General features: G+C 61.2%; 18 protein-coding genes and 1 pseudogene. 9 read left to right on the forward strand and 10 right to left on the reverse strand.

Features of this window, described 5'->3' with window-relative positions; all coding sequences use genetic code 11:
- Positions 1 to 70: 70 nt before the first annotated feature.
- The 6 genes and pseudogenes from gatC (at position 71) to ybgC (ending at position 8,301) form a co-directional block, all read left to right on the forward strand.
- Positions 71 to 358, forward strand: a complete 288-nt coding sequence (gene gatC / locus E8K79_RS11825) for an Asp-tRNA(Asn)/Glu-tRNA(Gln) amidotransferase subunit GatC (protein WP_136514922.1) — start codon at positions 71 to 73, stop codon at positions 356 to 358.
- 68 nt (positions 359 to 426) lie between these two features.
- Positions 427 to 1,884, forward strand: coding sequence for an Asp-tRNA(Asn)/Glu-tRNA(Gln) amidotransferase subunit GatA (gene gatA, locus E8K79_RS11830; protein ID WP_136514923.1), 1,458 nt, complete (start codon positions 427 to 429; stop codon positions 1,882 to 1,884).
- Between the two features lie 24 nt (positions 1,885 to 1,908).
- A pseudogene (gatB, locus tag E8K79_RS11835) lies at positions 1,909 to 3,354 on the forward strand (Asp-tRNA(Asn)/Glu-tRNA(Gln) amidotransferase subunit GatB); the annotation flags it as partial.
- A gap of 153 nt (positions 3,355 to 3,507) precedes the next feature.
- Entirely contained in the window at positions 3,508 to 4,548 is a 1,041-nt protein-coding gene (gene mtnA / locus E8K79_RS11840; protein WP_135869339.1) for an S-methyl-5-thioribose-1-phosphate isomerase, read from the forward strand.
- Entirely contained in the window at positions 4,545 to 7,727 is a 3,183-nt protein-coding gene (gene glnE, locus E8K79_RS11845) for a bifunctional [glutamate--ammonia ligase]-adenylyl-L-tyrosine phosphorylase/[glutamate--ammonia-ligase] adenylyltransferase (protein WP_136514925.1), read from the forward strand. Before mtnA ends, glnE begins: the two co-directional genes overlap by 4 nt.
- Before the next feature lie 163 nt (positions 7,728 to 7,890).
- Complete coding sequence (ybgC, locus tag E8K79_RS11850; protein ID WP_136514926.1) at positions 7,891 to 8,301, forward strand: tol-pal system-associated acyl-CoA thioesterase; 411 nt, start codon at positions 7,891 to 7,893, stop codon at positions 8,299 to 8,301.
- Between the two features lie 349 nt (positions 8,302 to 8,650).
- Here the strand turns inward: ybgC and lspA are convergent, their stop codons facing one another.
- Positions 8,651 to 9,151: a signal peptidase II gene (lspA, locus tag E8K79_RS11855; RefSeq protein WP_136514927.1), complete on the reverse strand. Its 501-nt coding sequence runs from the start codon at positions 9,149 to 9,151 to the stop codon at positions 8,651 to 8,653.
- Positions 9,152 to 9,263: 112 nt separating this feature from the next.
- The gene (ileS, locus tag E8K79_RS11860) at positions 9,264 to 12,041 is read right to left on the reverse strand and encodes an isoleucine--tRNA ligase (protein ID WP_136514928.1); all 2,778 of its coding nucleotides are present in this window, start codon (positions 12,039 to 12,041) and stop codon (positions 9,264 to 9,266) included.
- Positions 12,042 to 12,363: 322 nt separating this feature from the next.
- Between ileS and E8K79_RS11865 the strand changes: the two genes are divergently transcribed.
- Entirely contained in the window at positions 12,364 to 14,181 is a 1,818-nt protein-coding gene (locus E8K79_RS11865) for a KUP/HAK/KT family potassium transporter (RefSeq protein WP_136514929.1), read from the forward strand.
- A gap of 101 nt (positions 14,182 to 14,282) precedes the next feature.
- Here the strand turns inward: E8K79_RS11865 and E8K79_RS11870 are convergent, their stop codons facing one another.
- The 3 genes from E8K79_RS11870 to E8K79_RS11880 form a co-directional block, all read right to left on the reverse strand.
- Positions 14,283 to 14,624: a hypothetical protein gene (locus E8K79_RS11870; RefSeq protein ID WP_136514930.1), complete on the reverse strand. Its 342-nt coding sequence runs from the start codon at positions 14,622 to 14,624 to the stop codon at positions 14,283 to 14,285.
- A 99-nt stretch (positions 14,625 to 14,723) separates the two neighbouring features.
- Positions 14,724 to 15,500, reverse strand: coding sequence for an endonuclease/exonuclease/phosphatase family protein (locus E8K79_RS11875; RefSeq protein ID WP_136514931.1), 777 nt, complete (start codon positions 15,498 to 15,500; stop codon positions 14,724 to 14,726).
- A 795-nt stretch (positions 15,501 to 16,295) separates the two neighbouring features.
- A complete protein-coding gene (locus tag E8K79_RS11880) occupies positions 16,296 to 18,758 on the reverse strand; it encodes a methyl-accepting chemotaxis protein (protein ID WP_136514932.1) in 2,463 nt (820 codons plus the stop codon).
- A gap of 248 nt (positions 18,759 to 19,006) precedes the next feature.
- On the opposite strand from E8K79_RS11880, the gene E8K79_RS11885 reads away from it, so the two are divergent.
- Together E8K79_RS11885 and E8K79_RS21280 are read left to right on the forward strand one after the other, a co-directional pair.
- On the forward strand, positions 19,007 to 20,236 hold the full coding sequence (locus E8K79_RS11885; protein ID WP_136514933.1) for a bifunctional alpha/beta hydrolase/OsmC family protein: 1,230 nt from the start codon (positions 19,007 to 19,009) through the stop codon (positions 20,234 to 20,236).
- A 115-nt stretch (positions 20,237 to 20,351) separates the two neighbouring features.
- Positions 20,352 to 20,528 carry a hypothetical protein gene (locus E8K79_RS21280; protein WP_198419388.1) on the forward strand — a complete coding sequence of 59 codons (177 nt, stop codon included), beginning with the start codon at positions 20,352 to 20,354 and terminating at the stop codon, positions 20,526 to 20,528.
- A 70-nt stretch (positions 20,529 to 20,598) separates the two neighbouring features.
- Here the strand turns inward: E8K79_RS21280 and E8K79_RS11890 are convergent, their stop codons facing one another.
- The 5 genes from E8K79_RS11890 to E8K79_RS11910 are packed head-to-tail and all read right to left on the reverse strand — an operon-like array spanning position 20,599 to position 24,891.
- The gene (locus tag E8K79_RS11890; RefSeq protein ID WP_136514934.1) at positions 20,599 to 20,724 is read right to left on the reverse strand and encodes a FeoB-associated Cys-rich membrane protein; all 126 of its coding nucleotides are present in this window, start codon (positions 20,722 to 20,724) and stop codon (positions 20,599 to 20,601) included.
- Between the two features lies 1 nt (position 20,725).
- On the reverse strand, positions 20,726 to 22,936 hold the full coding sequence (gene feoB / locus E8K79_RS11895; protein ID WP_136514935.1) for a ferrous iron transport protein B: 2,211 nt from the start codon (positions 22,934 to 22,936) through the stop codon (positions 20,726 to 20,728).
- Positions 22,933 to 23,160, reverse strand: coding sequence for a FeoA family protein (locus E8K79_RS11900; protein ID WP_136514936.1), 228 nt, complete (start codon positions 23,158 to 23,160; stop codon positions 22,933 to 22,935). Before E8K79_RS11900 ends, feoB begins: the two co-directional genes overlap by 4 nt.
- A gap of 4 nt (positions 23,161 to 23,164) precedes the next feature.
- On the reverse strand, positions 23,165 to 23,413 hold the full coding sequence (locus E8K79_RS11905; protein ID WP_136514937.1) for a FeoA family protein: 249 nt from the start codon (positions 23,411 to 23,413) through the stop codon (positions 23,165 to 23,167).
- A gap of 44 nt (positions 23,414 to 23,457) precedes the next feature.
- Complete coding sequence (locus tag E8K79_RS11910) at positions 23,458 to 24,891, reverse strand: carbohydrate porin (RefSeq protein WP_136514938.1); 1,434 nt, start codon at positions 24,889 to 24,891, stop codon at positions 23,458 to 23,460.
- Positions 24,892 to 25,092: the final 201 nt, after the last annotated feature.

Genomic DNA, 25,092 nt, shown 5'->3' on the forward strand with positions numbered 1-25,092 from the left:
GGTTCATGATAATAACCGGGAACGCTAAATAACATGAAGACGCCCTTCGCGGGGCGTATTTGGAGCAGGCATGAAGATTACAAGAGCAGAGGTCGAGCACGTAGCAAGGCTCGCCCGACTGGAGCTTACCGACGCGGAGCTGGATACCTTCACCGGCCAGATGGACGGCATCCTCGCCTACGTCGAGAAGCTGAACGCACTGGACACCGACGGCATCGTTCCCACCTCGCACGCGGTCCCCATGGAGAACGCCTTCAGGGCCGACGAGCCGACCGGCTCGATCGGCGTGGAGAACGCCCTCGCCAACGCGCCGCAGCGCGCCGAGAGCTTCTTCAGGGTGCCGAAGGTCATCGAATAGCTGTCAGACCAGTCAGACTGGTCGGACTAGTCAGACCGGTCTGACGATCTCAGAAACTGGAGTGTTTAATGGAAATTTTCGACCTTACCATACACGAGCTGCACGACAAGCTTAAGGCGAAGGAGGTCTCCTCGGTGGAGGCCACCCGCGCCATGCTGGACCGCATCGAGGCGGTGGATAGCCAGGTGAACGCCTACATCACGGTGACCCCGGAGCAGGCGCTCGTCGAGGCGGAAGCCGCGGACCGCCGCATCGCTGCGGGCGACATCGCACCTCTCACCGGCATCCCGATGGGGCTCAAGGACATCTTCATCACCAAGGGGGTCCGCACCACCTGCGGCTCCCGCATCCTGGAGAACTTCGTCCCCCCCTACGACGGCACGGCGGTCGCAAAGCTTAAGGAACAGGGCGCGGTCATCGTTGGGAAGCTGAACCAGGATGAATTCGCCATGGGGAGCTCCAACGAGTCCTCCTACTTCGGCCCGGTGAAGAACCCCTGGAACCTCGAGTGCACCCCGGGCGGCTCCTCCGGCGGCTCCGCCGCTGCCATCGCCGCGCGCACCGCGACCGCGACGCTCGGCACCGACACCGGCGGCTCCATCCGCCAGCCCGCCTCGCATTGCTCCTGCGTCGGCGTAAAGCCGACCTACGGCCGCGTCTCCCGCTACGGCGTCATCGCCTACGCCTCCTCGCTCGACCAGGTCGGCCCGCTCACCCGCGACGTGACCGATGCCGCCATCCTTCTGGGTGCGATAGCCGGCTACGATCCCAAGGACTCCACCTCGGTCAACACCCCGGTGCCGGATTACCTCGCGGGGCTTAAGACCGGCGTCAAGGGGCTGAAGATCGGCCTGCCCAAGCAGTACTTCATCGAGGGACTCGATCCGGACGTGAAGCGGGCCATGGAAGAGGCGATCGCCCTCTACAAGAGCCTGGGCGCGGAGCTGCGCGAGGTGAGCCTGCCGCACACCGAGTACGCCGTCGCCACCTACTACCTGATCGCCACCGCCGAGGCATCCTCGAACCTCGCCCGCTACGACGGCGTCCGCTTCGGCCACCGCGCCGATGAGATCCGGGGCCTGAAGGAGATGTACGCGAAGACCCGCGCCGAAGGGTTCGGCTCCGAGGTGAAGCGCAGGATCATGCTCGGCACGTACGCGCTTTCCTCCGGCTACTACGACGCCTACTACGTCAAGGCCCAGAAGGTCAGGACGCTGATCATGCAGGACTTCCTGAACGCCTTCAACGAGGTGGACGTGCTGCTAACCCCGATCGCGCCGACCCCGCCCTTCAAGATCGGCGAGAAGCTGGCCGACCCGCTGCAGATGTACCTTTCCGACATCTTCACCATTCCGGTGAACCTGGCCGGGACCTGCGGCATCAGCATCCCCGCCGGCTTCAGTGCGGCGGGACTGCCCATCGGGCTGCAGCTGATCGGAAAACCGTTCGGCGAAGCGACCATCCTCTCCACCGCGTACGCGTTCGAGCAGGAGACCCAGTGGCACCTGAAGAAGGCGCCGCTCTAACATCTAAAAAAGCTTTTCGGAGCCACTATGAAATATCAGGTCGTCATCGGGCTTGAGGTACACACCCAGCTCACCACCAACACCAAGATCTTCTGCGGCTGCTCTACGAAGTTCGGCTCTGAGCCGAACTCCCAGACCTGCCCGGTTTGCTTAGGCTTCCCCGGCGCGCTTCCGGTCCTGAACCGGCAGGTGGTGGAATACGCCATCCGCGCGGGGCTTGCCACCAACTGCTCCATCACCCAGAGAAACGTCTTCGCCAGGAAGAACTACTTCTACCCGGACCTCCCCAAGGGGTACCAGATCAGCCAGTTCGACCTCCCCATCTGCCAGCACGGGCACCTCGACATCGAGGTGGAGGGGGAAACGAAGCGGATCGGCATCACCCGCATCCACATGGAGGAGGACGCCGGCAAGCTGGTGCACGCCGACATCTCCGAGGTGGGGGACGATTCCTGCGTCGACCTGAACCGCGCCTGCACTCCGCTTCTCGAGATCGTCTCCGAGCCGGACATGCGCTCCCCGGACGAGGCGATCGCGTATCTCAAGAAGCTGCACCAGATCGTCATGTACCTCGGCATCTGCGACGGCAACCTCGAGGAGGGAAGCTTCCGCTGCGACGCGAACGTCTCGCTCATGCCGGTAGGCTCCACCGTCTTCGGCACCCGCGCGGAACTGAAGAACATCAACTCCTTCAAGTTCATCAAGCAGGCGATCGAGTACGAGATCGAGCGTCAGGCCGAGATCCTCGACGACGGCGGCAAGGTGATCCAGGAGACCCGCCTCTTCGACCCGAACACCGGCACCACCCGCTCCATGCGCGGCAAAGAGGAGGCCCACGACTACCGCTACTTCCCGGACCCGGACCTCGTCCCGGTGCTGATCGCGGACCAGTGGATCGAGGACGTGCGCGCCGAGCTCCCCGAGCTTCCGGAGGCGAAGCGCGCCCGCTACGTCACCGAACTGGGGCTTCCCGAGTACGACGCCGAGGTGCTTGCATCGAGCCGCGAACTCGCCCAGTACTACGAGGAGACCGTCGCCCTCTTCCCGCAGGCTAAGATCGTTTCCAACTGGGTCATGGGCGAGGTGGCACGCGCCCTGAACGACGACAACAACCGCTCCATCACCGACTGCCCGGTCACTCCGGCGCTCCTCGCCGACCTCTTAAAGCTCATGGAGAAGGGGACCATCTCCGGCAAGATCGCGAAGACCGTCTTCGACGAGATGTACAAGACCGGCAAGGCGCCGGAGAGAATCGTCGAGGAGAAGGGGCTGGTGCAGGTCTCCGACACCGGGGCCATCGAGGCGATGGTCGACGAGGTGCTGAACAACAACCCCGGCCAGGTCGAGCAGTACCGTGGCGGCAAGGAAACTGTCTTCGGCTTCTTCGTAGGCCAGGTGATGCGCGCCTCCAAAGGGAAGGCGAACCCGGCGGTGGTGAACGAGCTGCTGCTTAAGAAACTGAAAGCATAAAGACCAGACAAGGCAATTAACGCAAAGACGCCAAGGCGCGAAGACGCGGAGAAAAGCTATTCGGGGTCAAGGCCTTAAACCCGTTTTCCGGTTTACCCTTTGCGTCTCTGCGGCTTTGCGTCTTTGCGTTAAAGCTTTAAAACGAGGTGGACGATGTCCTTCAGAACCATAGAGTGGCGCGACAACAAGGTGATCATGATAGACCAGACGAGGCTCCCCGCCGAGGAGGTCTACAACGAGTACACCGACTTCCAGGGGGTCGCCGAAGCGATCCGCGGCATGGTGGTTCGTGGAGCCCCGGCCATCGGCATCGCAGCCGCCATGGGGGTCGCCCTCGGCGCCCGCGAGATCATCGCCGACGGCTTCGACACCTTCTACCGCCAGCTCGAAAACGTCTGCGACGTGTTAGGCCGCACCCGCCCCACCGCGGTCAACCTCTTCTGGGGACTGGAGCGCATGAAGCGCGTGGCGCTGCAGCACAAGGAACTGGACCTGCACTCGATCCGCGAGCTTCTGAAGGCCGAGGCGATCAGCATTGAGGCGGAGGACCTCGCCATCTGCAAGGAGATCGGCCGCCACGGCGCCGCCCTCGTCAAGGAGGGGGCTTCCATTCTCACCCACTGCAACGCCGGAGGGCTTGCCACCGCGGGCTACGGTACCGCGCTCGGCGTGATCCGCGGCGCACATGAGGCGGGCAAGAACATCCGCGTCTTCGCCGACGAAACCCGCCCCTGGCTCCAGGGTGCGCGCCTCACCGCCTGGGAGCTGATGAAGGACTCCATTCCTGTCACCCTCATCTCGGACAACATGGCCGGCTGGCTCATGAAGAGCGGGCAGATCGACTTCTGCGTCGTCGGCGCCGACCGCATCGCCGCCAACGGCGACACGGCAAACAAGATCGGCACCTACAGCGTCGCCGTCCTCGCCAAGGAGAACCGGATCCCCTTCTACGTGGCGGCCCCCATCTCCACCCTTGACCTGAAGCTTTCCAACGGCGACCAGATCCCCATCGAGGAGCGCGCCCCGGAAGAGGTGACCAAGGTGCAGGGGGTATCCATCGCGCCGGAAGGGGTCAAGGTCAGGAATCCCGCTTTCGACGTCACCCCCGCCCGCTACATCACCGGCATCATCACCGAAAAAGGTGTGGTGCGCGGCGATTACGAGAAGGAACTGAGAGCACTGGTCGGACTATGAGCCGCCTTTCCGACCTCGCCGCACTGCTGCTGTCCGCCCTGTCGCAGCCGGACAAGGGTGACCTCCCCCATCTCCTGGAGCAGGGGGGCTTCAGCTACGGTGCACGCACGGTCGAGAACCTGAGGCTTCTTTCCGAAGTGCTGCCGGGCGAGCGGCTGGTCGAGGTGGCCATCGCCTCGCTCGCCGCTCCCATGCCGGACATGGCGCTGAACGGCCTCGAGCGCATCAGCACCATCGTTCCGCGTGACATGCTCGTCAACCTCTGCTCACGCCGCGCGCTCACCGCGCAGCTCATGAACATCTGCGGTTCCTCCCCCTTCCTCACCACAATTATCTGCCGCGACCCCTCGGCACTGCAGCGCCTCTTCATGGACCGCGAGATCATGATCCGGCGCAGCGAAGAGGAGATGCTGGAGGCCCTGCGCCAGCGCATCCCGGAAGGGACCGGGTACGCCGAGATCTTCTCCCACCTGCGCCGTTTCAAGTACACCGAGATGCTGCGCATCGCCGCCCGCGACCTGAACGGCCTCGCCCCGCTGGAGGAAGTCACCGCGGAACTTTCCTCCCTTGCCGCCGCGGCGCTGCAGATCGCCTACGAGACCGCCTACCGCGAGCTCGTGCGCGAACACGGCACCCCGATGGAAGAGGGGCCCGACGGACCGGTGCCGGCGGAGTTCACCATCATCGGCATGGGGAAGTTCGGCGGGCGGGAACTCAACTTCTCCTCGGACATCGATCTCATCTACTTCTACTCGTCCGACAAGGGGGAATGCACCGGCGTCCCCGACGGACGCGGCGGCTTCAGGAACAAGCTGTCCCTGCACGCCTTCTTCGTGAAACTCTCCGAGATGGTGAGCCGCGCCATCTCCCAGGTCACCGAGGACGGCTTCGTCTTCCGTGTCGACATGGGTTTGAGACCCGACGGAAAGGGGGGAGACCTCGCCACCTCGATGCGCTCCGCCGAGGTCTACTACGAGGCTTGGGGACAGTCGTGGGAGCGCGCCGCCATGATGAAGGCGCGTCCCGTGGCCGGTTCCATCGATCTCGGGGAGCGCCTGCTCGCCGCGCTCACCCCCTTCGTCTACCGCCGCTACCTCGATTACAACCTGATCGAGGACATGATGGCGATGAAGAAGAAGATCGACGCCTCGCTCGCCAGGAAGCAGGAGGGTGAGGTCAACATCAAGCTCGGGCGCGGCGGCATCCGCGAGATCGAGTTCTTCATCCAGGCCCTGCAACTGGTCTACGCCGGGAAGAACCCGCAGTTGAGGGAGCGCAACTCGCTCAAGGCCCTGAAGACCCTGTACCAGGCACGCCTCATCAAGGAGATCGATTGCGCCTCGCTCTCCGACGCCTACCGCTTCCTGCGCACCGTCGAGCACCGCATCCAGGTAGTGCAGGAGCGCCAGACCCACGCCCTGCCCCGCAAGGACGAGGAGCTCTCGGCCCTGGCGCGGCGCTGCGGCTACCTCAGAAAGGACGGGCAGCAGCGTTTCAGCGAGACGCTGGAGCGGCACCGTCGCGCCGTCTCCGCCATCTACGGCGACCTCTTCCTGTCGCGCGACGAGAAGATCAAGGAGGAGGTACTCCCCGAGGTACACTTCTTCTTCGACCACAACGCCGACCCCGACCTCATCAAGGACATGCTGGAAGAGCGCCGCTTCGAGCACCCAGACGCCGGCTACGAGAACCTCCTCGTGCTGCGCGACGGCCCGGCCAAGGTGAACCTCACCGAACAGGGGCGCCGCACCCTGGAGAAGATCGCGCCCCTCTTTTTGCAGGAGGTCTTCTCGGCTCCCGACCCCGACCTCGCCCTCACCAATCTGGAGCGTTTCCTCTCCTCGCAGCGGACCAGGTCTTCCATCTACGCCCTGCTGGCCGAGAACCGGGACATCCTGAAGCTCCTCACCTCGCTTTTCGGGATGTCCGAGTTCCTCTCGAAGATCTTCATCGGGCACCCGGAACTGCTCGACAGCATGGCCTCGCACGAGTACGCCTACCTGCAAAAGGAACGCGCCGCCATGGCGAAGGAGCTGGATACCTTCCTCACCCAGGCGGACGGTTTCGAGGAGCAGTTGGACGCCATGCGAAGCTACCGTCACGAGGAGTTCCTGCGCATCGGCATGAACGACATCTACGGCAAGATGAAACAGCCGGAAGTGGCGCAGCAGCTGACCGATCTTGCCGACGTGACCCTCGCCGCCGCCTGCTGCATGGCGACCGGAGAGCTCGCCCGTTTCGGGCGTCCGATGGTGGTCGAGGAGGACGGCACGAAGCATGAAGCCTCCTTCGCCATCGTCGCCATGGGGAAACTTGGGGGCTTCGAGCTCAACTACCACTCCGACCTCGATATCATCTATATCTACGACGGGCAGGGGTTCACCGACGGCGAGAAGAGCATCACCAACCGCGAGTACTTCGCCAAACTCGGGCAGAAGATCATCCTGGTACTCACCACGCAGACCCGCGAGGGGTACGCCTACAAGATCGACACGCGGTTGCGCCCGTCCGGCAACGCAGGACCTCTCGTCACCTCGTTGGAGTCCTTCCAGAGCTACCATGCCACCGAGGCGCAGATATGGGAGCGCCAGGCGCTCACCAAGGCGCGGGTGACCTACGGCGATCCGCGTCTCAAGGCTGCCATCGAGCGGGTCATCGAGCAGACGGTCTACGGTGCCAGCGCCGACGACGGGGTGCGCGCGGAGATCCACCGGCTCAGGATGCGCATGGAGAACGAGCTCGCCAAGGAGTCGACCGGCAGCTACAACATCAAGACCGGGCGCGGCGGCATGGTGGACGTTGAGTTCATCATCCAATTCATGCAGCTCAAATACGGCTGCAAGCACGGTGAGATCCGCTGTCCCAACACGCTTGAAGCGATGGACGCGATGCGCATGCAAGGGCTTCTCTCCGAGCCGGATTACCAGGCCCTTGCCGAGGGGTACCGTTTCCTGCGTCGCCTGGAGAACCGGCTGAGGATCATCCACGACTACTCGATGAACGATCTGGGCGGACCGCTCAAGTACCTGAACAAACTGGCGAGACGCCTTGGTTACGATCCGATGCTCAAGAATCCGGGACAAGCGCTCATGGCCGATTACGAACGGGTCACCGAGGCGGTGCGCGAGGTGTACGGCAGGATTTTAGGCGGCGAAGGAGTGGCGCAGCCGGACCCGTAGGGGCGAATAATTATTCGCCCAATAAAGCCGCGACCTGCCAAGGTGCTGAACGGCAGGCTGGACCGTTGCTGTTGTTGCATTCAGGGCGAATGATTATCGCACCTACCGTTAGACATTGACGAAACGCGTCCCCTCATCGGGACTTTTTTTTTTAGGAGGCAACATGGAAGTAAGGATCTATTATGAGGATACCGATGCGGGCGGGGTGGTGTATCACTCCAATTACATAAGCTACATGGAGCGGGCGAGGACCGAATTTCTCAGGACGCACGGGCTTTCGGTGAGAGAGATGCACGACAAGGGGATCATCTTCCCCGTGGTGCACATCGACGCCAATTTCCGTGCACCGGCGCGACTGGACGACCTGCTCGTGGTGCGCACCCAGATCGCGGTATTGAAGAACAGCTCTTTCACGGTGGCGCAGCAGGTGGTTCGGAAGGATGACGAAAAACTGCTCGTGGAGGCGAAGGTGACGCTTGCGTGTGTCAGTCCCGAGATGAAGGCAAAGCGTCTGCCGAACGAGATCAGGGAGCTGTTCACGAGGCTTCTGGAGGAGAACCCGCAGGAAGGTTGAGGCATCGATGACAGCCGTGCACTCACCCTCTGCGGAATGTACAGCAGTAATTCAGGGGAAGCTAGCGACTCAGCCCCTCTTTCTGGAAAAAGAAGCCTTCATGCTCCCCCCTTTGCGAAGGGGGGACGGGGGGGATTTGCTTTTCCTCGACACATCAAACTATCTCTTCAAACCGCAGCCTCGTCCAGCTCCCTGTCTGTCTCGAATCTAACGATATGATCCTGGACCGCCATTTACCAACCAAGGCAAATCCCCCCTTCGCAAAGGGGGGGACGCAAGGCCGACTATGGTACTTCGTGGTCAGGCATGTATTTACGGACAGCTGCGCTTAGAAGGGAGTGAGTGTGCGTTAGTTGGCGGGGGGCGTCTTCTGTTTTTCCCGGCGCTCCTCGAGGAGCATGTCGATGGCAAGGATGAAAACGCCGACGCAGATGGCGGAATCGGCGATATTGAAGGCGGGCCAGTGGTGCCCCTTCCAGTGCACGTCGAGGAAGTCGATCACCTCACCCAGACGGACGCGGTCGATCATGTTGCCGAGCGCGCCGGAGAAGATGAGCGACAACGAGGCCACGTTCAGCTTCTGGTCCTCGCGCAGCTTGCTGACCGCCACCAGGATGACCACGACGGCAACGGTGGACACCAGCAGGAAGAAGGGAAGCCGGTAGGCCGACGAGGAGAGTATGCCGAAGGCCGCCCCCTTGTTGCGCAGATAGGTGATGTTGAAGAGCCCCTCGATGACGGGGAAGGAGCTGTGCAGGGTCATGGACTTGTCGATGTAGACCTTGCTCACCTGGTCCAGCACCAGCACCAGCGCAGAGATCGCCGCGAGGATGATGTATTTGAGTTTCATAGGGTCCTTTAGGTCTGATATCCCCTCTTCGACTTCCGGACCTTCGCCAAGGCTTCAGTCCGCAGGTGGGAAGAGGGACAGGGTGAGGGAGTAGCCCCCTCACCCGCCCAATTTATTTCACCGCCGCAAGGCACTTCGGGCATATGGCCGCATGCTCGGCGTCCTTGCCCAGCTCTTCGCTGTAGCACCAGCAGCGCTCGCACTTCTCGCCGGGGGCGGCGGAAACCGCCACCTCGAGCCCTTCGATCCCCTCCGCCTGGTACACCTCGCCGGAAAGCCCGTCGCAAAGCTCAGCCTTCGAGACGATGAAGATCTCGGGAAGCTGCGCCGCGTACTCCTTGAGGAACGCCTCGGTGTCGCCGCTTGCCTTCAGCGAGACGGCGGCGTCGAGCGAATGCCCGATTACCTTCTTCACGCGGGCAAGCTCAAGCGCCTTGGAGACCTCGGAGCGGATCTTGATGATCTTCTCCCAGCGGACGGCAAGCGCATCGTCCTTGACCTCGGGGGTGAGAGCCGGGAAGAGCGCCAGGTGCACGCTCGACTCGCGATTGCCGGGCATCTCCGCCCAGACCTCTTCGGCGGTGAAGGAGAGCACCGGTGCCACCATGCGCACCAGGGCGTCGAGCACCTTGTACATCACGGTCTGGCCGCTTCTCCTTGCCACCGAATCCTTCTTCGAGGTGTAGACACGGTCCTTCAGGATGTCGAGGTAGAAGGCGCTCATCTCGACGGTGCAGAAGCCGTTCACCGCGTGGTAGAGGATGTGGAACTCGCTGTCGTTGTAGGAGGCGAGCACCTTCTCCTTCAGAAGCTCCAACTGGTGCATGGCCCAACGATCGAGCTCCGGCATGTCGACGTACGCCACGCAATCCGTTTCCGGGTTGAAGTCGTTGATGCTGCCCAGGATGTAGCGGCAGGTGTTCCTGATGCGGCGGTAGCTCTCGGAGAGACGGGTCAGGATCTCCTGGGAGATGCGCAGGTCGTCGCGGTAGTCCTGTGCCGCCACCCAGAGGCGGAGCACGTCGCCGCCGAACTTCTTGATGACGTCCTCGGGGGCGACGACGTTGCCCACCGACTTGCTCATCTTGCGACCGGCGCCGTCCATGACGAAGCCGTGGGTGAGTACGTTCTTGTAGGGGGCGCGGCCGCGGGTGCCGACGCTCGCAAGCAGCGAGGAGTGGAACCAGCCGCGGTGCTGGTCGCTACCTTCAAGGTACATGTCGGCCGGGGAGCCCAGGTTCTCGCGCAGCTCAAGGACGGCGGCGTGCGAGGTGCCGGAGTCGAACCAGACGTCGAGGATATCGCCTTCCTTCTCGAACTCGTCCTTGCCGCAGGAGGGGCAGGTGGTCCCTTCCGGCAGGAATTTCGCGGCATCCCAGTCGTACCAGATGTCGGAGGTGTGCTCGGCGAAGAGGTCCGCCACGTGGTGCATGACCTTGCCGTCGGCCATCACGTTGCCGCAGCTCTTGCAGTAGAAGGCGGCGATGGGGACGCCCCAGGAGCGCTGGCGGGAAACGCACCAGTCGGGACGGTTCTCGATCATGCCGTAGATACGCTCACGGCCCCATTTCGGGATCCAGTTCACGTTGTTGATCTCGGAGAGCGCCTTGCCGCGCAGATCGTTCTTCTCCATGGAGATGAACCACTGCTCGGTAGCGCGGAAGATGACCGGCTTCTTGCAGCGCCAGCAGTGCGGGTAGGAGTGGGAAATCTCCTTGGAGCCCAGGAGCGCGCCGACCTCGATCAGCTTCTCGATCACGTTCTTGTTGGCGTCGAAGACAAACTGGCCAGCGAAGAACTCTATGTTCTCGTAGAAACGGCCGCGGTTGTCGACCGGGTTGTAGATGTCGAGCCCCGCCTGCAGGCCGAGTTCGTAGTCTTCCTGGCCGTGGCCCGGCGCGGTGTGGACGCAGCCGGTACCGGCTTCGAGAGTAACGTGCTCACCCAGCAGGATGATGGAGTCCTGGTCGTAGAACGGGTGGCGGGCCAGCTTTTTCTCCAGGATCTTGGAGGGGAACTTGGCCAGCACCTCGCCTTCCGCGCCGATCTCCTTCAGGAAGCTCTCCTTCAGGCCGTCGGCCACGATGACCACGTCACCGCTGTTAAGCGCAAGCGCCACGTAGTCGAGTTCCGGGTGCAGCGCGATGGCGAGGTTCGCGGGAAGGGTCCAGGGGGTGGTGGTCCAGATCACCATGGAGGCCTTTTTGCCGGAAAGCGCGGGCACCGCGTTCCCCAGGTCTTCCTTTAAGGCGAACTTGACGAACACGGAGGGGGACTTGTGGTCGGCGTACTCGACCTCTGCCTCGGCGAGTGCCGTGCCGCAGGAGGAACACCAGTGTACCGGCTTCTTCCCCTTGTAGAGACCGCCGTTCTCGGCGAAGCGCGCCAGTTCGCGGGCGGTTGCCCCTTCGTAGCTCGCGTTCATGGTCAGGTAGGGCTCGTCCCAGTCGCCGAAGATCCCGAGCCGCTCGAACTCCTCGCGCTGGATGCCGACGAACTTGGCGGCGTACTCGCGGCAGAGCTTGCGCATCTCGAGCTTGGAGATCTCGTGCTTCTTCGAGCCCAGGTTCTTCTCGACCTGCAACTCGATGGGGAGGCCGTGGCAATCCCACCCCGGCACGTAAGGAGCGGCGAAGCCTTCCATACGCTTGCTCTTGAGGACGATGTCCTTGAGAATCTTGTTCAGCGCGTGGCCGATATGAATGTGACCGTTGGCGTACGGAGGACCGTCGTGCAGAATGTAACGCGGGCGGTTCGCTCCCGCCTCTTCGATCTTCTGGTTTATGTCGATCTCGTTCCAGTGCTTGAGCATCTCGGGCTCGCGCTGGGGAAGATTGCCCTTCATAGGGAAATTGGTACTGGGGAGATTGAGAGTATCCTTGTAATCCATGTAAACGGCCTCCAAGCTGTCTGATTAAGCCATGAGAGAAACGACTTAAGCTACAAGCTATAACGAGTAATGTCAAGCGCAAACAGGGATTTCCGCTGTTTAGACAGCGCTGCGCACTCTTTATCCGGCGATGTCCAGCGTTTCATCCAGCCCAGGGGGCCGACCGCTCCGAACCCGCTCAAAGAAAATGTGTTCTACACACATGGGGGCGAGTGGGACACTCCTAGACGTGTAGATACAACGGCAATTTTTTCGGTTTTTCTTGTGTCAGGCTGAGAGCGGTGCTATAAGTTGCGCCGCTAGAATAACTGGAGGCCTCTCCATGCAAAAGCACGAACAATCATACTGGGGCGGGATAGTCAAATCGATGGGCCTCGTCTTTGGCGACATCGGCACGAGCCCCATCTATACCCTCACCGTCATCTTCGCCATCACCCCTCCGAAGCCTGAGAACATCTTCGGCATCCTGTCTCTTATCGTCTGGACCCTGATCATCCTGGTCACCGTCGAGTACGCCTGGCTTGCCATGAGCCTCGGGAGAAAGGGGGAAGGCGGCACCATCGTTTTGAAGGAGATCCTGGTCCGTCTGCTCAGGGGGGGGCGAGCCATGGGCTTCATCGGCCTGCTCTCCTTCATCGGCGTTTCGCTGCTCCTGGGCGACGGCGTCATCACCCCGGCCATCTCGATACTCTCCGCAGTTGAAGGTCTCGTGCTGATCCCGACGTTCTCCGGCCTGTCGCAGGGCGTCCTGATCTTCATCGCCGCGGTCATTGCCATCACCCTTTTCATCTTCCAATCACTGGGAACGGACAAGGTGGCGGGTGCGTTCGGTCCGCTCATGGTGCTCTGGTTCGCATCACTCACCATAACAGGTCTCATCGCCATCGCCGGGCACCCGGAGGTCGTCAAGGCGATCTCCCCCTGGTATGCCATAAAGTTCTTCCTGGACAACGGCCTCTCAGGTTTCTTCGTCCTCTCGGAAGTCATCCTGTGTGCCACCGGCGGTGAAGCTCTTTACGCCGACATGGGACATCTGGGCAGAAAGCCGATCGTCAGGGCCTGGTACTTCGTCTTCGTGGCATTGGTGATCAACTACCTTGGCCAGGGCGCGTTCCTGCTGGAGCACCCGCATGAGAAGAACACCCTTTTCGGGATGGTGCAGGGGGAATCGCAGTTCCTCTACATCCCGTTCCTGATCCTCACCATCCTCGCGACCGTCATCGCGTCACAGGCCCTCATCAGCGGGGTGTTCTCGATCGTTTATCAGGGAATCACCACGCGCATCATGCCGCTCATGAAGGTCGATTACACCTCGAGCCATCTCAAGTCACAGATCTACATCAGCTCGGTGAACTGGTCGCTCATGGTGCTGGTCATCTTCATCATGCTGCTGTTCGGCAAGTCGGAGAACTTGGCAGCCGCATACGGCCTTGCCGTCACCGGGACCATGACCATCACCGGCATCATGATGACCTGGATCTTCGCCAACACCACCAAGAAGTGGAAGGCGCCCATCGCCCTTGCGGTCACCCTCATCGACGCCGTCTTCCTGATCGCGAACCTGAACAAGTTGCCCCACGGCGGTTACTGGTCCCTCATCCTCGCCTCGGTTCCCTTCGTGACCATTCTGATCTGGACCAAGGGACAGCGGGCGCTTTACAAGGCGCTCAAGCCGCTGGACGTGGAGACCTTCCTCCTCTCCTACGAGCAGATCTTCTCCAAGGGGCGCACCATCCCCGGCACCGGGCTCTTTTTCACCCGTGAGTGGGCGGTGGTCCCCCCATACGTAGTGCACTGCATCATCCGGAGCAACATCATCTACGAGCGCAACGTCTTCATCTCCATCATCAGGACCGATGAGCCGTTCGGAGTTTCCCACAAGCTGACCGAAAAACGCGGCAGCGGTCTTGATTCCTTCGAGATCTTCGCGGGTTATATGGAGGTGATCGACATCGAGGCGCTGCTCAAGAAGAACAACATCAATGAAAAGGTCATCTTCTACGGTGTGGAGGACATCACGACCCCCAACCCGATCTGGAAGATCTTCAACGCCATCAAGAAGCTGAGCCCGAACTTCGTGCAGTTCAACCAGCTTCCCGCAAGCAAACTGCAGGGCGTCCTGACCCGGGTAGAGATGTAACTGTCCCCCCCCTCACCCAGCCGTCCATCAGGAAACACAAAAAGGGCCGCTTCCCTCACGGGAGCGGCCCTTTTCACGTCAGTTGGGGATTCGATGCCTGACTAGACGGCGTCCAGCAGACTTCCCCAGGTATCCTTCATCGTGATGCGGTGCAGAGCGTTCACACCCTGGACCTCGTAGATGATTTTCTCGGTCTCCTCCTGCGAGAGCCCAACCTTGGGACGGACCCCCATCCAGTGGGTGGCCTGGCCGGAGGGGGACTCCAGCGGACGGGGCAGCGGGGGGCCCGGTTTGTACTTCTTGTCTACGAAAATGGCCGCTTCATACTGTTTGCCGTGTTTGACCAGGCAGATTTCCAGCAAAGCCCCCGTGTTCTGCAGGACCCGATCGATGATCATTTCCTGTACTTCCATATCTTCCGGCATCTCGGTGTATTCGCTCATGGCACCTCTCCATTCCCAGTGTTCGACGTTGTTCCTATTCTTACTCCTCATCGGTCGATCACGGTTCCGACTTTAGGTCTTTTGCCCCCCTCGACGCAATTATCTCCCACCGCCGTTTTTCCCATTGGCGCCAAAGCGAAGCGTCACAATCAGGGGCAGGTGGTCTGAAGCGACTGCAGTCAGCTTGGTGCGAGGGATCAGTTCGTTTTCCACGCTCAGGTCCGGCGAGATGAAGATGTGGTCGAACCTGACGATGGGCATGTTGCTCGGGAAAGTGAACTGGGTGTGCCCAAACTTCAGCCGCTCCTGCTCATCCTGCAGCGCGTTCCTGAGGCGCTTGTGGATGCTCCAGCTCGGCATGGCGTTGAAGTCGCCGCACAAGACCACCGGCGGACGGCAATCGGGATGGGCGAGCCAGTCCGCCCCGGTAAGCACCTTCGCCTGGTAGCTGCGCTCCTGCGGGGTGAGCCCGAGGTGGGTGTTCACCAACTGCAGCTTCTGCCCGTTGACGTCGATCTCCACCCACATCGCGCCCCGCGGCACCATGGTCCGGTACCGGTTCTCCGGGTGCAGCCCCCCCGCCCGAACCAGCCGCATGGGAAACCGGCTGAAGACCACGTTACCCCAGCGCTCACGCTCAAGGTTGTAGTGGACGTCCCTTCTTACCACCAGCGCCAATTCGTGCGCCAAATCCTGGCAAGCACCACCGATTTCAGGGCGGAAACGCGCCCCGGGGAGTTCCTGAAGAGCGACTATGTCGGGCTGGTACATTTCGATGACCTGTGCGATACGCGCGGCTGAAGTGTGGCGATCATTGCCGGTCAGCCGGTGCACGTTGTAGGTCATGACGGTGAAGGTGTCATTGTTTTGGGTCATACGGACTGCCGCCCTTTCTAGCCACGAGGGAGCCATAGGAAAAACAACGACAGGAATTATACCCGGTTTTCCGGGAGGTGCAGGCAAGAGGGGCGGGAACTTTTCGCTTTGGAAAAAGCAGCGGCAGACGAGAGGGGCAAGCCTATGAAAGAGTGGCTGCAGTGCTGAAAGGGTCTCGCGCAGTGCGCAAGAGGTCTTCCGCAGTGCGCAAGGGGTCTCCCGCAGTGCGCAAGGGGTCTTCCGCAGTGTGCAAGGGGTCTTCCGCAGTGTGCAAGGGGTCTTCCGCAGTGTGCAAGGGGTCTTCCACAGTGTGCAAGAGGTCTTCCGCAGTGTGCAAGGGGTCTTCCGCAGTGTGCAAGAGGTCTTCCGCAGTGTGCAAGGGGTCTTCCGCAGTGTGCAAGAGGTCTTCCGCAGTGTGCAAGAGGTCTTCCGCAGTGTGCAAAGGGTCTTCTGCAGTGTGCAAGAGGGACACGCCCCGCGAGGGGGCGTTCACCGTTAAGGTTCTTCAGGAAATACCGGGGAAGCATGTGTGTGTGAGTTTCGAAGAATGCTCATGGCATCAGGTCCCCCCCTTTGCGAAGGGGGGCTAGGGGGGATTTAGCCTTGTCATTCCAAACAAACACCAACTGAAGAGTCCATCATACACGCAGCGTGATCATAGGCGAGATCCCTGGTGAGTACCGGGAACAAAAGCAAATCCCCCCCGTCCCCCCCTTCGCAAAGGGGGGAGCGCGAGGTCACCTGCGGCGCTTCGTGGGAACACGCACCAGGATCCCAGGTTCCGGATGAACCACCTTAAGAGGATGAAACGTCGAAGCGGTCGATCTCCTGTTGCAGGACCTCGATCTGGGCCGCCAGCGCCGACATGCTCTCGCCCAGCACCTTGACCGCCCCGAGGTTGCTCTCGGTGGCGCTCTTGATGTTCTCCACTGCGGGCAGCACCAAGTCCGCCCCCCTGCTCTGCTCGTCGCAAGCCTTCTGGATGTGGCGGATCATGCCGGTGATGTTCTCCGTTGAATTCGCGATGAAGTTCCCCACGTTGCTCTGTTCGCGCGTCGAATTCTTCACCTGTTCGGTCAGGGTCCTCATCTTCTCCACCGCGGAAAGAACCAGACTGCTTCCCTCTCCCTGCTCGCGCGTGGCGGTGGCGATCTGACGCACCATGGTGGTAACCTTTTCCGTCGTGTCCCGGATCATCATGCTGCCGCGCGCCTGCTCGGCGGTGGCGCGGGCGATGCCGTTCACCTGCTCGGTCGCCATCTGCACCCCGCTCACGATCTTCTCGAGCGCCTCGCCGGATTTCCTGGACAGCTCTTCCCCTTGGGCGATGTTCTGTTCCGCCTGTGAAATCGCGACCACCGCGCGGTCGGTCTCCGAGAGAACCCCGTTCACGACGTCGGCTATCTTACGGGTCGAGGCGCTGGTCCGTTCGGCGAGTTGCTTGATCTCCCCTGCCACGACCGCAAAGCCCTTGCCGTGCTCCCCGGCCTGGGCAGCGATAATAGCTGCGTTCAGCGCCAGAAGGTTGGTCTGCTCCGCGACGTCGTCGATGACGGAGAGGATCGCCCCGATGTCGCCTGCGCGCTGGGAGAGGTTCGCTATCACCTCGGAGGTGATGCGCGATGATTGCCTGATCGCGTTGATGCCCAGAATGGTCGATTCCACCGCTCCCTTGCCGAACTCGGCGTCCTGCTTCACCGACTCGGAGATCTTCACCGTGTTCAGTGCGTTCTTCTCCACCTCTTTGATGGTGCTGTCCATCTCGACGATGGAGGAGGAGTTGATGCTCGCCTCTTGGAGCAGGAGATCCGCGTTTCTCCCAACCTGCTTTATGGAAGCAGCCATTTCGATGATGGCCGAACCCACCTCGTCCACCTGGTGGGCGAGCGCCTCGGCGTTCAGGGCCACTTCCTCGACACTCGAGGCCATCTCGAGGATCGACGATGAGCTCTCCGAGGCCGACTGGGACAGCCCCTCGACGGCCTTCGCCACCCCCTTGATAGAGCCGGTAATCTGGGTCATGGCGCTCGAGGCCTCGTGCACCGAGGAAGACTGCTGCTCTGCCGCTCCCATGACCGTGCTGGAGACCTGCACCAGGTTTCCGGAGACGGATCCAAGCTCGTCGCTGGAGACGTTCACCTGCCGCACCATAAGCGCAAGCTTCTCGGTCATGGTATTGAAGTCTGCGGCAAGCTCGCCGATCTCATCCCGGGTGTCCACCTGAAGGCGCTTGTTGAGATCCCAGTCCGTAGTGACGGAAACGATGTGCTTCTTGAGGGTCTCGAAGAGAGCGAGGCTCGGCTTGAGCGACAGGTAAAGCAAGGTGACACCGGCCAGGAGGATGGCGATGAAGATGCCCATCTGGGCCGCCACCCCTTTCCACATGGTGGCGAACAGGGGCCCGATCTCCTTGTGGGAGAAGAGAACCCCCACAGTTTCACCGGACGCGTCCTTGACCGGCCCGATGCCTACCAGGTACTTGCCCCCCTTGAAGGAAACGATGGCGAGCTGCGGTTCCTTGAGTGCCTGGTTCATTTCTGAGGCGAGCCCTGCGGCGAGCCCCAAGGCCACCGCCTTCTGCGTCGGGTAAAGGATGCGGAAGTTCCCTGCCTGCTCGGTCTTGACGTCGGTCCCCTTGCTCTTCAGGAAATCGTTGGTGAGAAAGAGGCTCATCTCTTTCCCGGTGATCTGCTTCATCTGCTGGAAGACGTGGTCGATCTCTTCTGCGACCTCCATGTAACCAAGCGCCCTCCCCTGGTAGGAGACGGGTTTCACGCAGCGCAAGGAGAAGAAGTTTTTGCCCATCTCCAAGCCCCACGCCATCTGCTTGGTCGCCTGCGCCTTCAGAAAGGTCTCTCGCTTCAGGATGTCACCGTCCTGTTCGGGCTTGTGCGCCCGCAAAAGCACCTTGCCGTCGGGCTGTATGAAGTACATGTGCGTTATGTTGTTGTTCTGCTTGATCTCGCCGAAGATGGGCTTCGCGACGGCGAGCAGTGCGTCCTTCTTGCCCGCGGCGAACGGGGCGAGCAGGATGTCAAGCCGGTCCAGTCCCGTATGGGCCCTTGCAAGCCCCTCGGCGTCCCCCTTGAGGATCGCTTCAAAGAGGCGGCCGTTGTTGCTGGCCTCATCTTTTAGCCCCTCACGCATCTGGTGCATCTGATATTGGTAGGCGAAGATTCCGAGGATGGTGATACTGGCGAGACAGAGAGTGAGGACGGATACTACAACACGCTTCTTGATGGACCACATGGCAAACATCTATAACTCCCAGGATGGCATTGCATTTCATAATATTCCTACAAGAACCTGTTATATATCCTATTCACCGGAAAGAGAAAAGAGGTAAAGCACAAGCATTTGTGATTTAAATTCCTTTATCTGTATTTGTAAACACTCAAGCAGACACCGCGGCCAAATGCCTTCACAGCGGATCGCATTTGTTGACGTGTCACCGGCGGATACTATGATTGTTACCTATGGGTCACAACCAACGAAAGGAGTTCAGCATGGATACCAGGAAGGTTACTTTTACCAACAGCAGCGGACTACAGCTTGCCGCGCGTCTGGAACTGCCGGATGGGGAGCCGCCTGTCGCATATGCCATATTCGCCCACTGCTTCACCTGCTCAAAGAACATAAAAGCGGCAGTGAACATAAGCCGCGCCATGAGCAGCCGGCGCATCGCCGTGCTACGTTTCGACTTCACCGGCCTTGGGGAGAGCGAGGGCGATTTTTCCAGCACCACGTTCACAACGCAGGTGAGCGACCTGGTCGCGGCGGCGCAGTTCCTGGAGCGCGAGTACCAGGCACCGAGCCTTCTGGTGGGGCACTCCCTGGGAGGCTCCGCCGTTCTTGTTGCAGCAGCGGAGATACCTTCGGCGGTCGCTATCGTCACCATCGCCGCCCCTTACAACCCGGCCCATCTGCGCAGGCTGCTCGGAGACTCGGCCCACCAGATCGAGCGCCATGGCGAGGCAACCGTGCACCTTGGCGAGAACTACTTCACCATCAGGAAGGAGCTCCTGGAAGACCTGGAGACGCAACGCCCGGCGGAAACGCTGGCCCAGCTCCAGGGAGCGCTCCTCGTCATGCACTCGCCTGCCGACAGCATCGTGCAGATTGAAAACGCCACGCAGATCTTCCAGGCCGCGCGACACCCGAAGAGCTTCATCTCCCTCGGCGAGGCCGACCATCTTTTGTCCGACGCCGCGGACTCGCGGTACGCGGGCGAGGTCATCGCCAGTTGGGCCGCGCGCTATCTAGACGTCGTCGACAAGGCCCCCTTGGCCCAGCCCGAATTCCAGGCCGCCGACAACCGGGTAACCGCCCGCACCGGTGAAGAAGGGTTCCGCACCGAGCTCTCCGCCAACGGGTTCAGCCTGGTGGCGGACGAACCGGTGAGTTACGGCGGCACCAACGAGGGACCGTCCCCGTACGAATTCCTCATGTCCGCCCTCGGGGCGTGCACCACCATGACGGTGCAAATGTACGCCCGGCGCAAGGGGTGGCCGCTCACTTACGCCACTGTGCGCCTGTCCCATCACAAGATCCACGCCGAGGACTGCCGCGACTGCGAATCGCAGGACGCGCGCATCGACAAGTTCACCCGCGAGCTCGAGCTCATCGGCGACCTGGACCAGGATCAGCGGCAAAAGCTCCTGGAGATCGCGGAGAAGTGCCCGGTGCACCGCACCCTGACCGGCGAAATCCGCGTCGATACCACGTTGAAGGAATAGCAAGGGGGGAGAGGGACGCGGAGAGCCACGGAGGACCATGTTCCCCTAAAGTTTCGGCATGCCGGGCCGATAAGTGTTGCAACGGCCGAGGTAGACGAGGCAGGAGGTAAGAATCATGGATGTCAGTACCATAGCAGCCGCCCAGGTAGCAGGCGCCGCATCACTCATGCAGCAGTCAATTTCCATGGAACTGGTCAAAAACGCAGCCGCAGCACAGATGCAGATGGCCAACATACTCGCCCAGCAGGCGGCGACGGTGAACCCGCAGGAAGGCTTTTCCACCTACGCCTAATCCCGCAGCAGCCACCCGAAACAGCACGGGCCGAAGGGAAACCCCTCCGGCCCGTAGCCTTTTCACCTGATCATTTCTTGCAGCAGCTTCCACCCTCGCAACCGCAGCACCCCTTCTTCTTCCAAAGCGTCGCGTAAAGGATGTAGCATGCCCCGGCCACGATGACGGCCGCGATGACAACGTCGGCAACTCCCATATCAACCTCCCAATCCCAGGAGACGTCCCCCCTGGTAGACGATGAGCGCCGCACCCCAGGCGAGCGCCGTTTGGTATAAAAGCCCCACCGCAGCCCATTTCCAGGTACCGAACTCCTGCCGCATCGCCGCGATGGCTACCACGCACGGCATGTAGAGGAGAACGAACACCATGAAGGCATAGGCGGTGAGCGGCGTGAAGGCCCCGCCGATGGCGAGCTTCAACCCACCTTGATCCTCCTCCTTCTCTTCCGGCTGCGGGAGATAGAGAAGCGTCTTCATTGCCTTAACCGAAGCCTCCCCGAAGGAGGTAACTATCTCCTTGAGATCCTCCTTCAGAGTGGGGATCTCCTTCTTTTCCTCGCCGTGCTTGGGCGCGTAGATCTCGCCCATGGTACCGACGACGATCTCCTTCGCGATGACGCCGGTGATGAGGGAGGACGCCGCCTCCCAGGTGCCGAAGCCGACCGGCTGGAAGATGGGAGCCACCGCCGCACCCGCCTGCCCGAGGTAGGAGTCGCGCTTGTGCTCGACCCCCCAGGGGAGGTTCAAAAGGAACCAGACGAGGACCGAGACGGCGAATATGTAGGTACCGGCCTTGAAAAGGAAGTGTTTCCCCTTCTCCCAGGTGTGTACGCACAGGCTGCTGAAGGACGGCATGCGGTACGGGGGGAGCTCCATGATGAACATGGGCGCCTCGCCGCGAAACAGGGTCCTCTTGAAGATGAGCCCCATGAACACGGCGAGCAGGATCCCTATGATATACAGGGACCAGATCACCGTGCCCGAGTTGTTCGGGAAGAAGATCCCGACGAAGAGCACGTACACCGGCAGGCGCGCCCCGCAGGACATGAGCGGCACGAGAAGCGCGGTCAGCACCTTGTCCTTCGGGTTCTCCAGGGTGCGCGTCGCGTAGATCCCCGGCACGTTGCACCCGAACCCGAGCAGCATCGGGATGAAGGACTTGCCGTGCAGGCCGATGGAGTGCATGGTGCGGTCCATCACGAAGGCGGCGCGCGCCATGTAGCCGCTTCCTTCCAGGAAGGTGATGAAGAACATCATCGCGAAGATCACCGGCACGAAGACGATGACGGAGCCGACCCCGGCGATGACGCCGTCGTTCACGAGCGACACGGTCCAGTCCGGCGCGCCCAGCGGCGTGAGGATGGCGGAGGCCCAGCGCTTGAAGGGCCCCTCCGTCATCGCGCGGAGCCAGTCCCCATAGGGGGCGGAGAGGTCGAAGGTGAGCTTGAACAACAGCCACATGGCGAGCATGAAGATCGGGATGCCGAGGAAGCGGTTCAGCACGATGCGGTCGATCTTCTCGGTGAGTTCGGTCTGGCGCAGCTCCGGTTTCTCCAGGATCTCCCGCGTGAGCCCGGAGGCGAGCGAGTAGCGGACGTCGGCCATGATGGACTCGATGTCCTCGCCGTGGGCGCGCTTTAAGTGGTGCAGCGCCTCGTCCAGGAAGCCCTGGTCGGCAAGGTTCACCTTTTCCAGCACCTGGCTGTCCTGCTCCATGATCTTCAAAAGGAGCCAGCGCTTCGGGTAACGCTCCAGAAGAGATGGGTAGTTCCGCTCGAGCGCCTCGGCGACGTAATCGACGGCGGTCTCGACGTCCTCGCCGTAATTGAGCTTTCTCGGTGCGCTGCCGGTCGGGGAGTCCGCCACGGCAAGCGCCCTGCTGAGGAGCTCGTCCAGGCCGGTCTTCTTGGTGGCAGAGGTGGGAACCACGGCGATCCCTAGCATCTCCTCGATCCCCTTTACGTCGATCCGGTACCCCTTTTCCTGCGCCTCGTCGTAGATGTTGAGCGCCATCACCACCGGGATGCCGAGTTCCATGATCTGCACGGTGAGGTAGAGGTTGCGCTCCAGGTTGGTGGCGTCAACCACGTTCACGATCAGGTCGGGACGCTCGTGCACCAGGTAATCCCGTGCGACGATCTCCTCCTGGGAGTAGGGAGAGAGCGAATAGGTGCCGGGGAGGTCGACGAGACGGATCTTCCTGCCGCCGAACTCGAAGAGTGCCTCCTTTTTCTCGACGGTCACGCCCGCCCAGTTGCCGACGTGAAGCCTTGTCCCCGCTATGGCGTTGATGAGGGTTGACTTCCCGGAGTTGGGGTTTCCGGCCACCGCCACCGTGATGGTACGTGCCGTCGCCGGGGCGCTGCCTGCCGTTTCCTCTTCTTCCTTGTACTTGAGCTGCGTACTCACCCTGCCACCTCCACCGCGATCCCTTCCGCCTCTTTTTTCCTGAGGGAAAGGTTGTAGCTCTTGATGCTGACCTCGATAGGGTCCCCCATGGGGGCGACCTTCAGTACCTTCACGTCTTCCCCGACCAACACGCCCATGTCCATGAGCCGCCGCTTCAGGGGGCCTATCGACCCGATCGAGGTGATTCTCCCCTTCTGTCCCGGCTTAAGCTTTGCCAGATTCATCGCATTATCTCCTCACCATGATTTTCATCGCCATGCGGCGGGCCAGGGCGATCCGCGCCTCGTCCACCCTGAGCAGGATGGTGTTGCCCCCGTTGGTCAGCATTTCCACGTTCTTGCCTATGCGCAGCCCCATTTCCTCCACGCGGACCGAGGTCTTATCCTGCCCGGCGCCGCTCACGCCTTCTCCCTTGCCGAGCATGATCTCGACGATCTCGCCGTTTTCTCCTGCGCTCAAAAGTCCCAGTGGAATCATGACTGCTCCTTTTCCTTTATGCTTGAGCCGGTAACCGGTCTCTTTTAGAAGCTGATCTTCGTGCGAAGGGCCAGCGCCACCACATCGTCGTTTGCCCTGATCCCCGCAGGGTTCGCCAGGTACTGCACCACCGGCGAGATCTGGATCTGCTCGCTCACCTTGTAGTTGTAGTAAAGCTCGGCGAGCCTTTCCTGGGTGTCCGCCACCGCTCTTGCCCCCTTCACCTGTCCGTAGGCGAAGCCGAGTATGTCGTCCTTGCGTCCGGGAATCGCCCCCTGGTACTGTCCACCCACGCTCCATGTCTGGTTGACGGCGTAGACGTCCCGGTCACGCTCGCCGTAGCGGGCGAACAGGGTCAGCTTGTCGGTAACCTGCTGATCGAAGCTCACGCCGAAGCTGTAGGCGTTCTTTTTGGTCAGCTTGCTTGCACCGTCCGGCTCGGCGCCGTCCACTGCGGCATAGACGCGGTAGTTCCCCTCGAGCTCCCCCACCTTGTGCTTGTAGGAAAGCTCGGCAATGCCGAAGCCGTGGTCGAAGATGTTGGCGCTGTCTGAGTTGTCCGCACTGTCTGCGTCTCCGCTGCCGTAGCCTATCCCGAGGGTGAGCGGCTCGGCGAGCTTCGCCAGGATTCTCGCGCCGGGGCCATTGGCCGGGAACGGTAGCACGGCGGAGTGGACGAAGGCGGGAGAGAGGAACTGGCTGTTCTCGTCGTTGGCCACCGCGTTCGAGTCGAAATAGTTGGAGAGGTCCACCTTACCGGCGGTCAGCAGCAGGTGGTCGTTCAGCGCGGAGTGCTCGATCCAGGCCTCGCGGAAGCGGACCCGGTCTCCGGTGGAACCGGCAACGCCGTTCAGCCCCGAGAAGGAGGGGACCTTGGCATCGATGCCGTCGCCGCCGGTGGCTTCCACGTCGATCACGGCGATCGTGTTGTCCCCCACCTTGAAGTTGAAGACGAGGTCGGCACGCCCCACGACATCGGTGCTGTCCTTGGGCCTGTTGCCGATGGAGCCCTGCAGCACACCGACCATGCCGCCGGAAAGGGCTATGTTCCTGGTGAGGGCGGTGAACTTGGTGCCGAGATCCTCGTGGCGGTTCTGGAAGGTTCTCGTGTTGACCAGCAGCATCTCGGCGCGCAGCTCTTCCTTGAGGTCACTAAGCAGCACCAGGTCCTCCTTGTCCACCGCCTGGTTCCCTTCCTTCAGCACCTTCTCCGCCATTTTCTCAGTCAGAAGATGCACAGCGAGCGCCACATCCATGCGGCTGCATTCCGCCTTCCCCTCCTGGAACTCCTTGGAGAAGAGACCCTCGACCTGGTACTTGTTCCCGAGACGCAGGATCTCCTGGCATGCCTTATGTTTGCACTCCACCTTTTCCGGAACGACGAGGTCCGGGTGCAGGGCGAAGGCAGCCCCGGAGCTTAGGAACAGGTTCCCCAAAAGGAACGCGGCGGCGACACTCATCTTCTTCATCTGAAACATAGATTCCCTCCTCTTTCTCTTTGTTACTCACGCTGCTGCATCAAACATAGAGCAAGCACGATAATTACTGGATCAGCTTGTGACGTATGCCATTTTTCAGTTATCGGACACAGTTTCTAAAACTGAATGCCAATTTCATTAGTGAAATAAAAAAACAGTTGTCCCTTTATCACTGTCACGGTCTTCCAAAAGAAGAGACCG

Origin of the sequence: Geomonas edaphica, assembly GCF_004917075.1 — a bacterium.
Taxonomy (GTDB): Bacteria; Desulfobacterota; Desulfuromonadia; order Geobacterales; family Geobacteraceae; genus Geomonas; species Geomonas edaphica.

Excerpts from the sequence above, each read along its gene's own strand:
- gatC (WP_136514922.1), top strand. The coding sequence starts at position 71 with ATGAAGATTACAAGAGCAGAGGTCGAGCACGTAGCAAGGCTCGCCCGA.
- gatA (WP_136514923.1), top strand. The coding sequence starts at position 427 with ATGGAAATTTTCGACCTTACCATACACGAGCTGCACGACAAGCTTAAG.
- mtnA (WP_135869339.1), top strand. The coding sequence starts at position 3,508 with ATGTCCTTCAGAACCATAGAGTGGCGCGACAACAAGGTGATCATGATA.
- glnE (WP_136514925.1), top strand. The coding sequence starts at position 4,545 with ATGAGCCGCCTTTCCGACCTCGCCGCACTGCTGCTGTCCGCCCTGTCG.
- ybgC (WP_136514926.1), top strand. The coding sequence starts at position 7,891 with ATGGAAGTAAGGATCTATTATGAGGATACCGATGCGGGCGGGGTGGTG.
- lspA (WP_136514927.1), bottom strand. The coding sequence starts at position 9,151 with ATGAAACTCAAATACATCATCCTCGCGGCGATCTCTGCGCTGGTGCTG.
- ileS (WP_136514928.1), bottom strand. The coding sequence starts at position 12,041 with ATGGATTACAAGGATACTCTCAATCTCCCCAGTACCAATTTCCCTATG.
- E8K79_RS11865 (WP_136514929.1), top strand. The coding sequence starts at position 12,364 with ATGCAAAAGCACGAACAATCATACTGGGGCGGGATAGTCAAATCGATG.
- E8K79_RS11870 (WP_136514930.1), bottom strand. The coding sequence starts at position 14,624 with ATGAGCGAATACACCGAGATGCCGGAAGATATGGAAGTACAGGAAATG.
- E8K79_RS11875 (WP_136514931.1), bottom strand. The coding sequence starts at position 15,500 with ATGACCCAAAACAATGACACCTTCACCGTCATGACCTACAACGTGCAC.
- E8K79_RS11880 (WP_136514932.1), bottom strand. The coding sequence starts at position 18,758 with ATGTTTGCCATGTGGTCCATCAAGAAGCGTGTTGTAGTATCCGTCCTC.
- E8K79_RS11885 (WP_136514933.1), top strand. The coding sequence starts at position 19,007 with ATGGATACCAGGAAGGTTACTTTTACCAACAGCAGCGGACTACAGCTT.
- E8K79_RS21280 (WP_198419388.1), top strand. The coding sequence starts at position 20,352 with ATGGATGTCAGTACCATAGCAGCCGCCCAGGTAGCAGGCGCCGCATCA.
- E8K79_RS11890 (WP_136514934.1), bottom strand. The coding sequence starts at position 20,724 with ATGGGAGTTGCCGACGTTGTCATCGCGGCCGTCATCGTGGCCGGGGCA.
- E8K79_RS11900 (WP_136514936.1), bottom strand. The coding sequence starts at position 23,160 with ATGAATCTGGCAAAGCTTAAGCCGGGACAGAAGGGGAGAATCACCTCG.
- E8K79_RS11905 (WP_136514937.1), bottom strand. The coding sequence starts at position 23,413 with ATGATTCCACTGGGACTTTTGAGCGCAGGAGAAAACGGCGAGATCGTC.
- E8K79_RS11910 (WP_136514938.1), bottom strand. The coding sequence starts at position 24,891 with ATGTTTCAGATGAAGAAGATGAGTGTCGCCGCCGCGTTCCTTTTGGGG.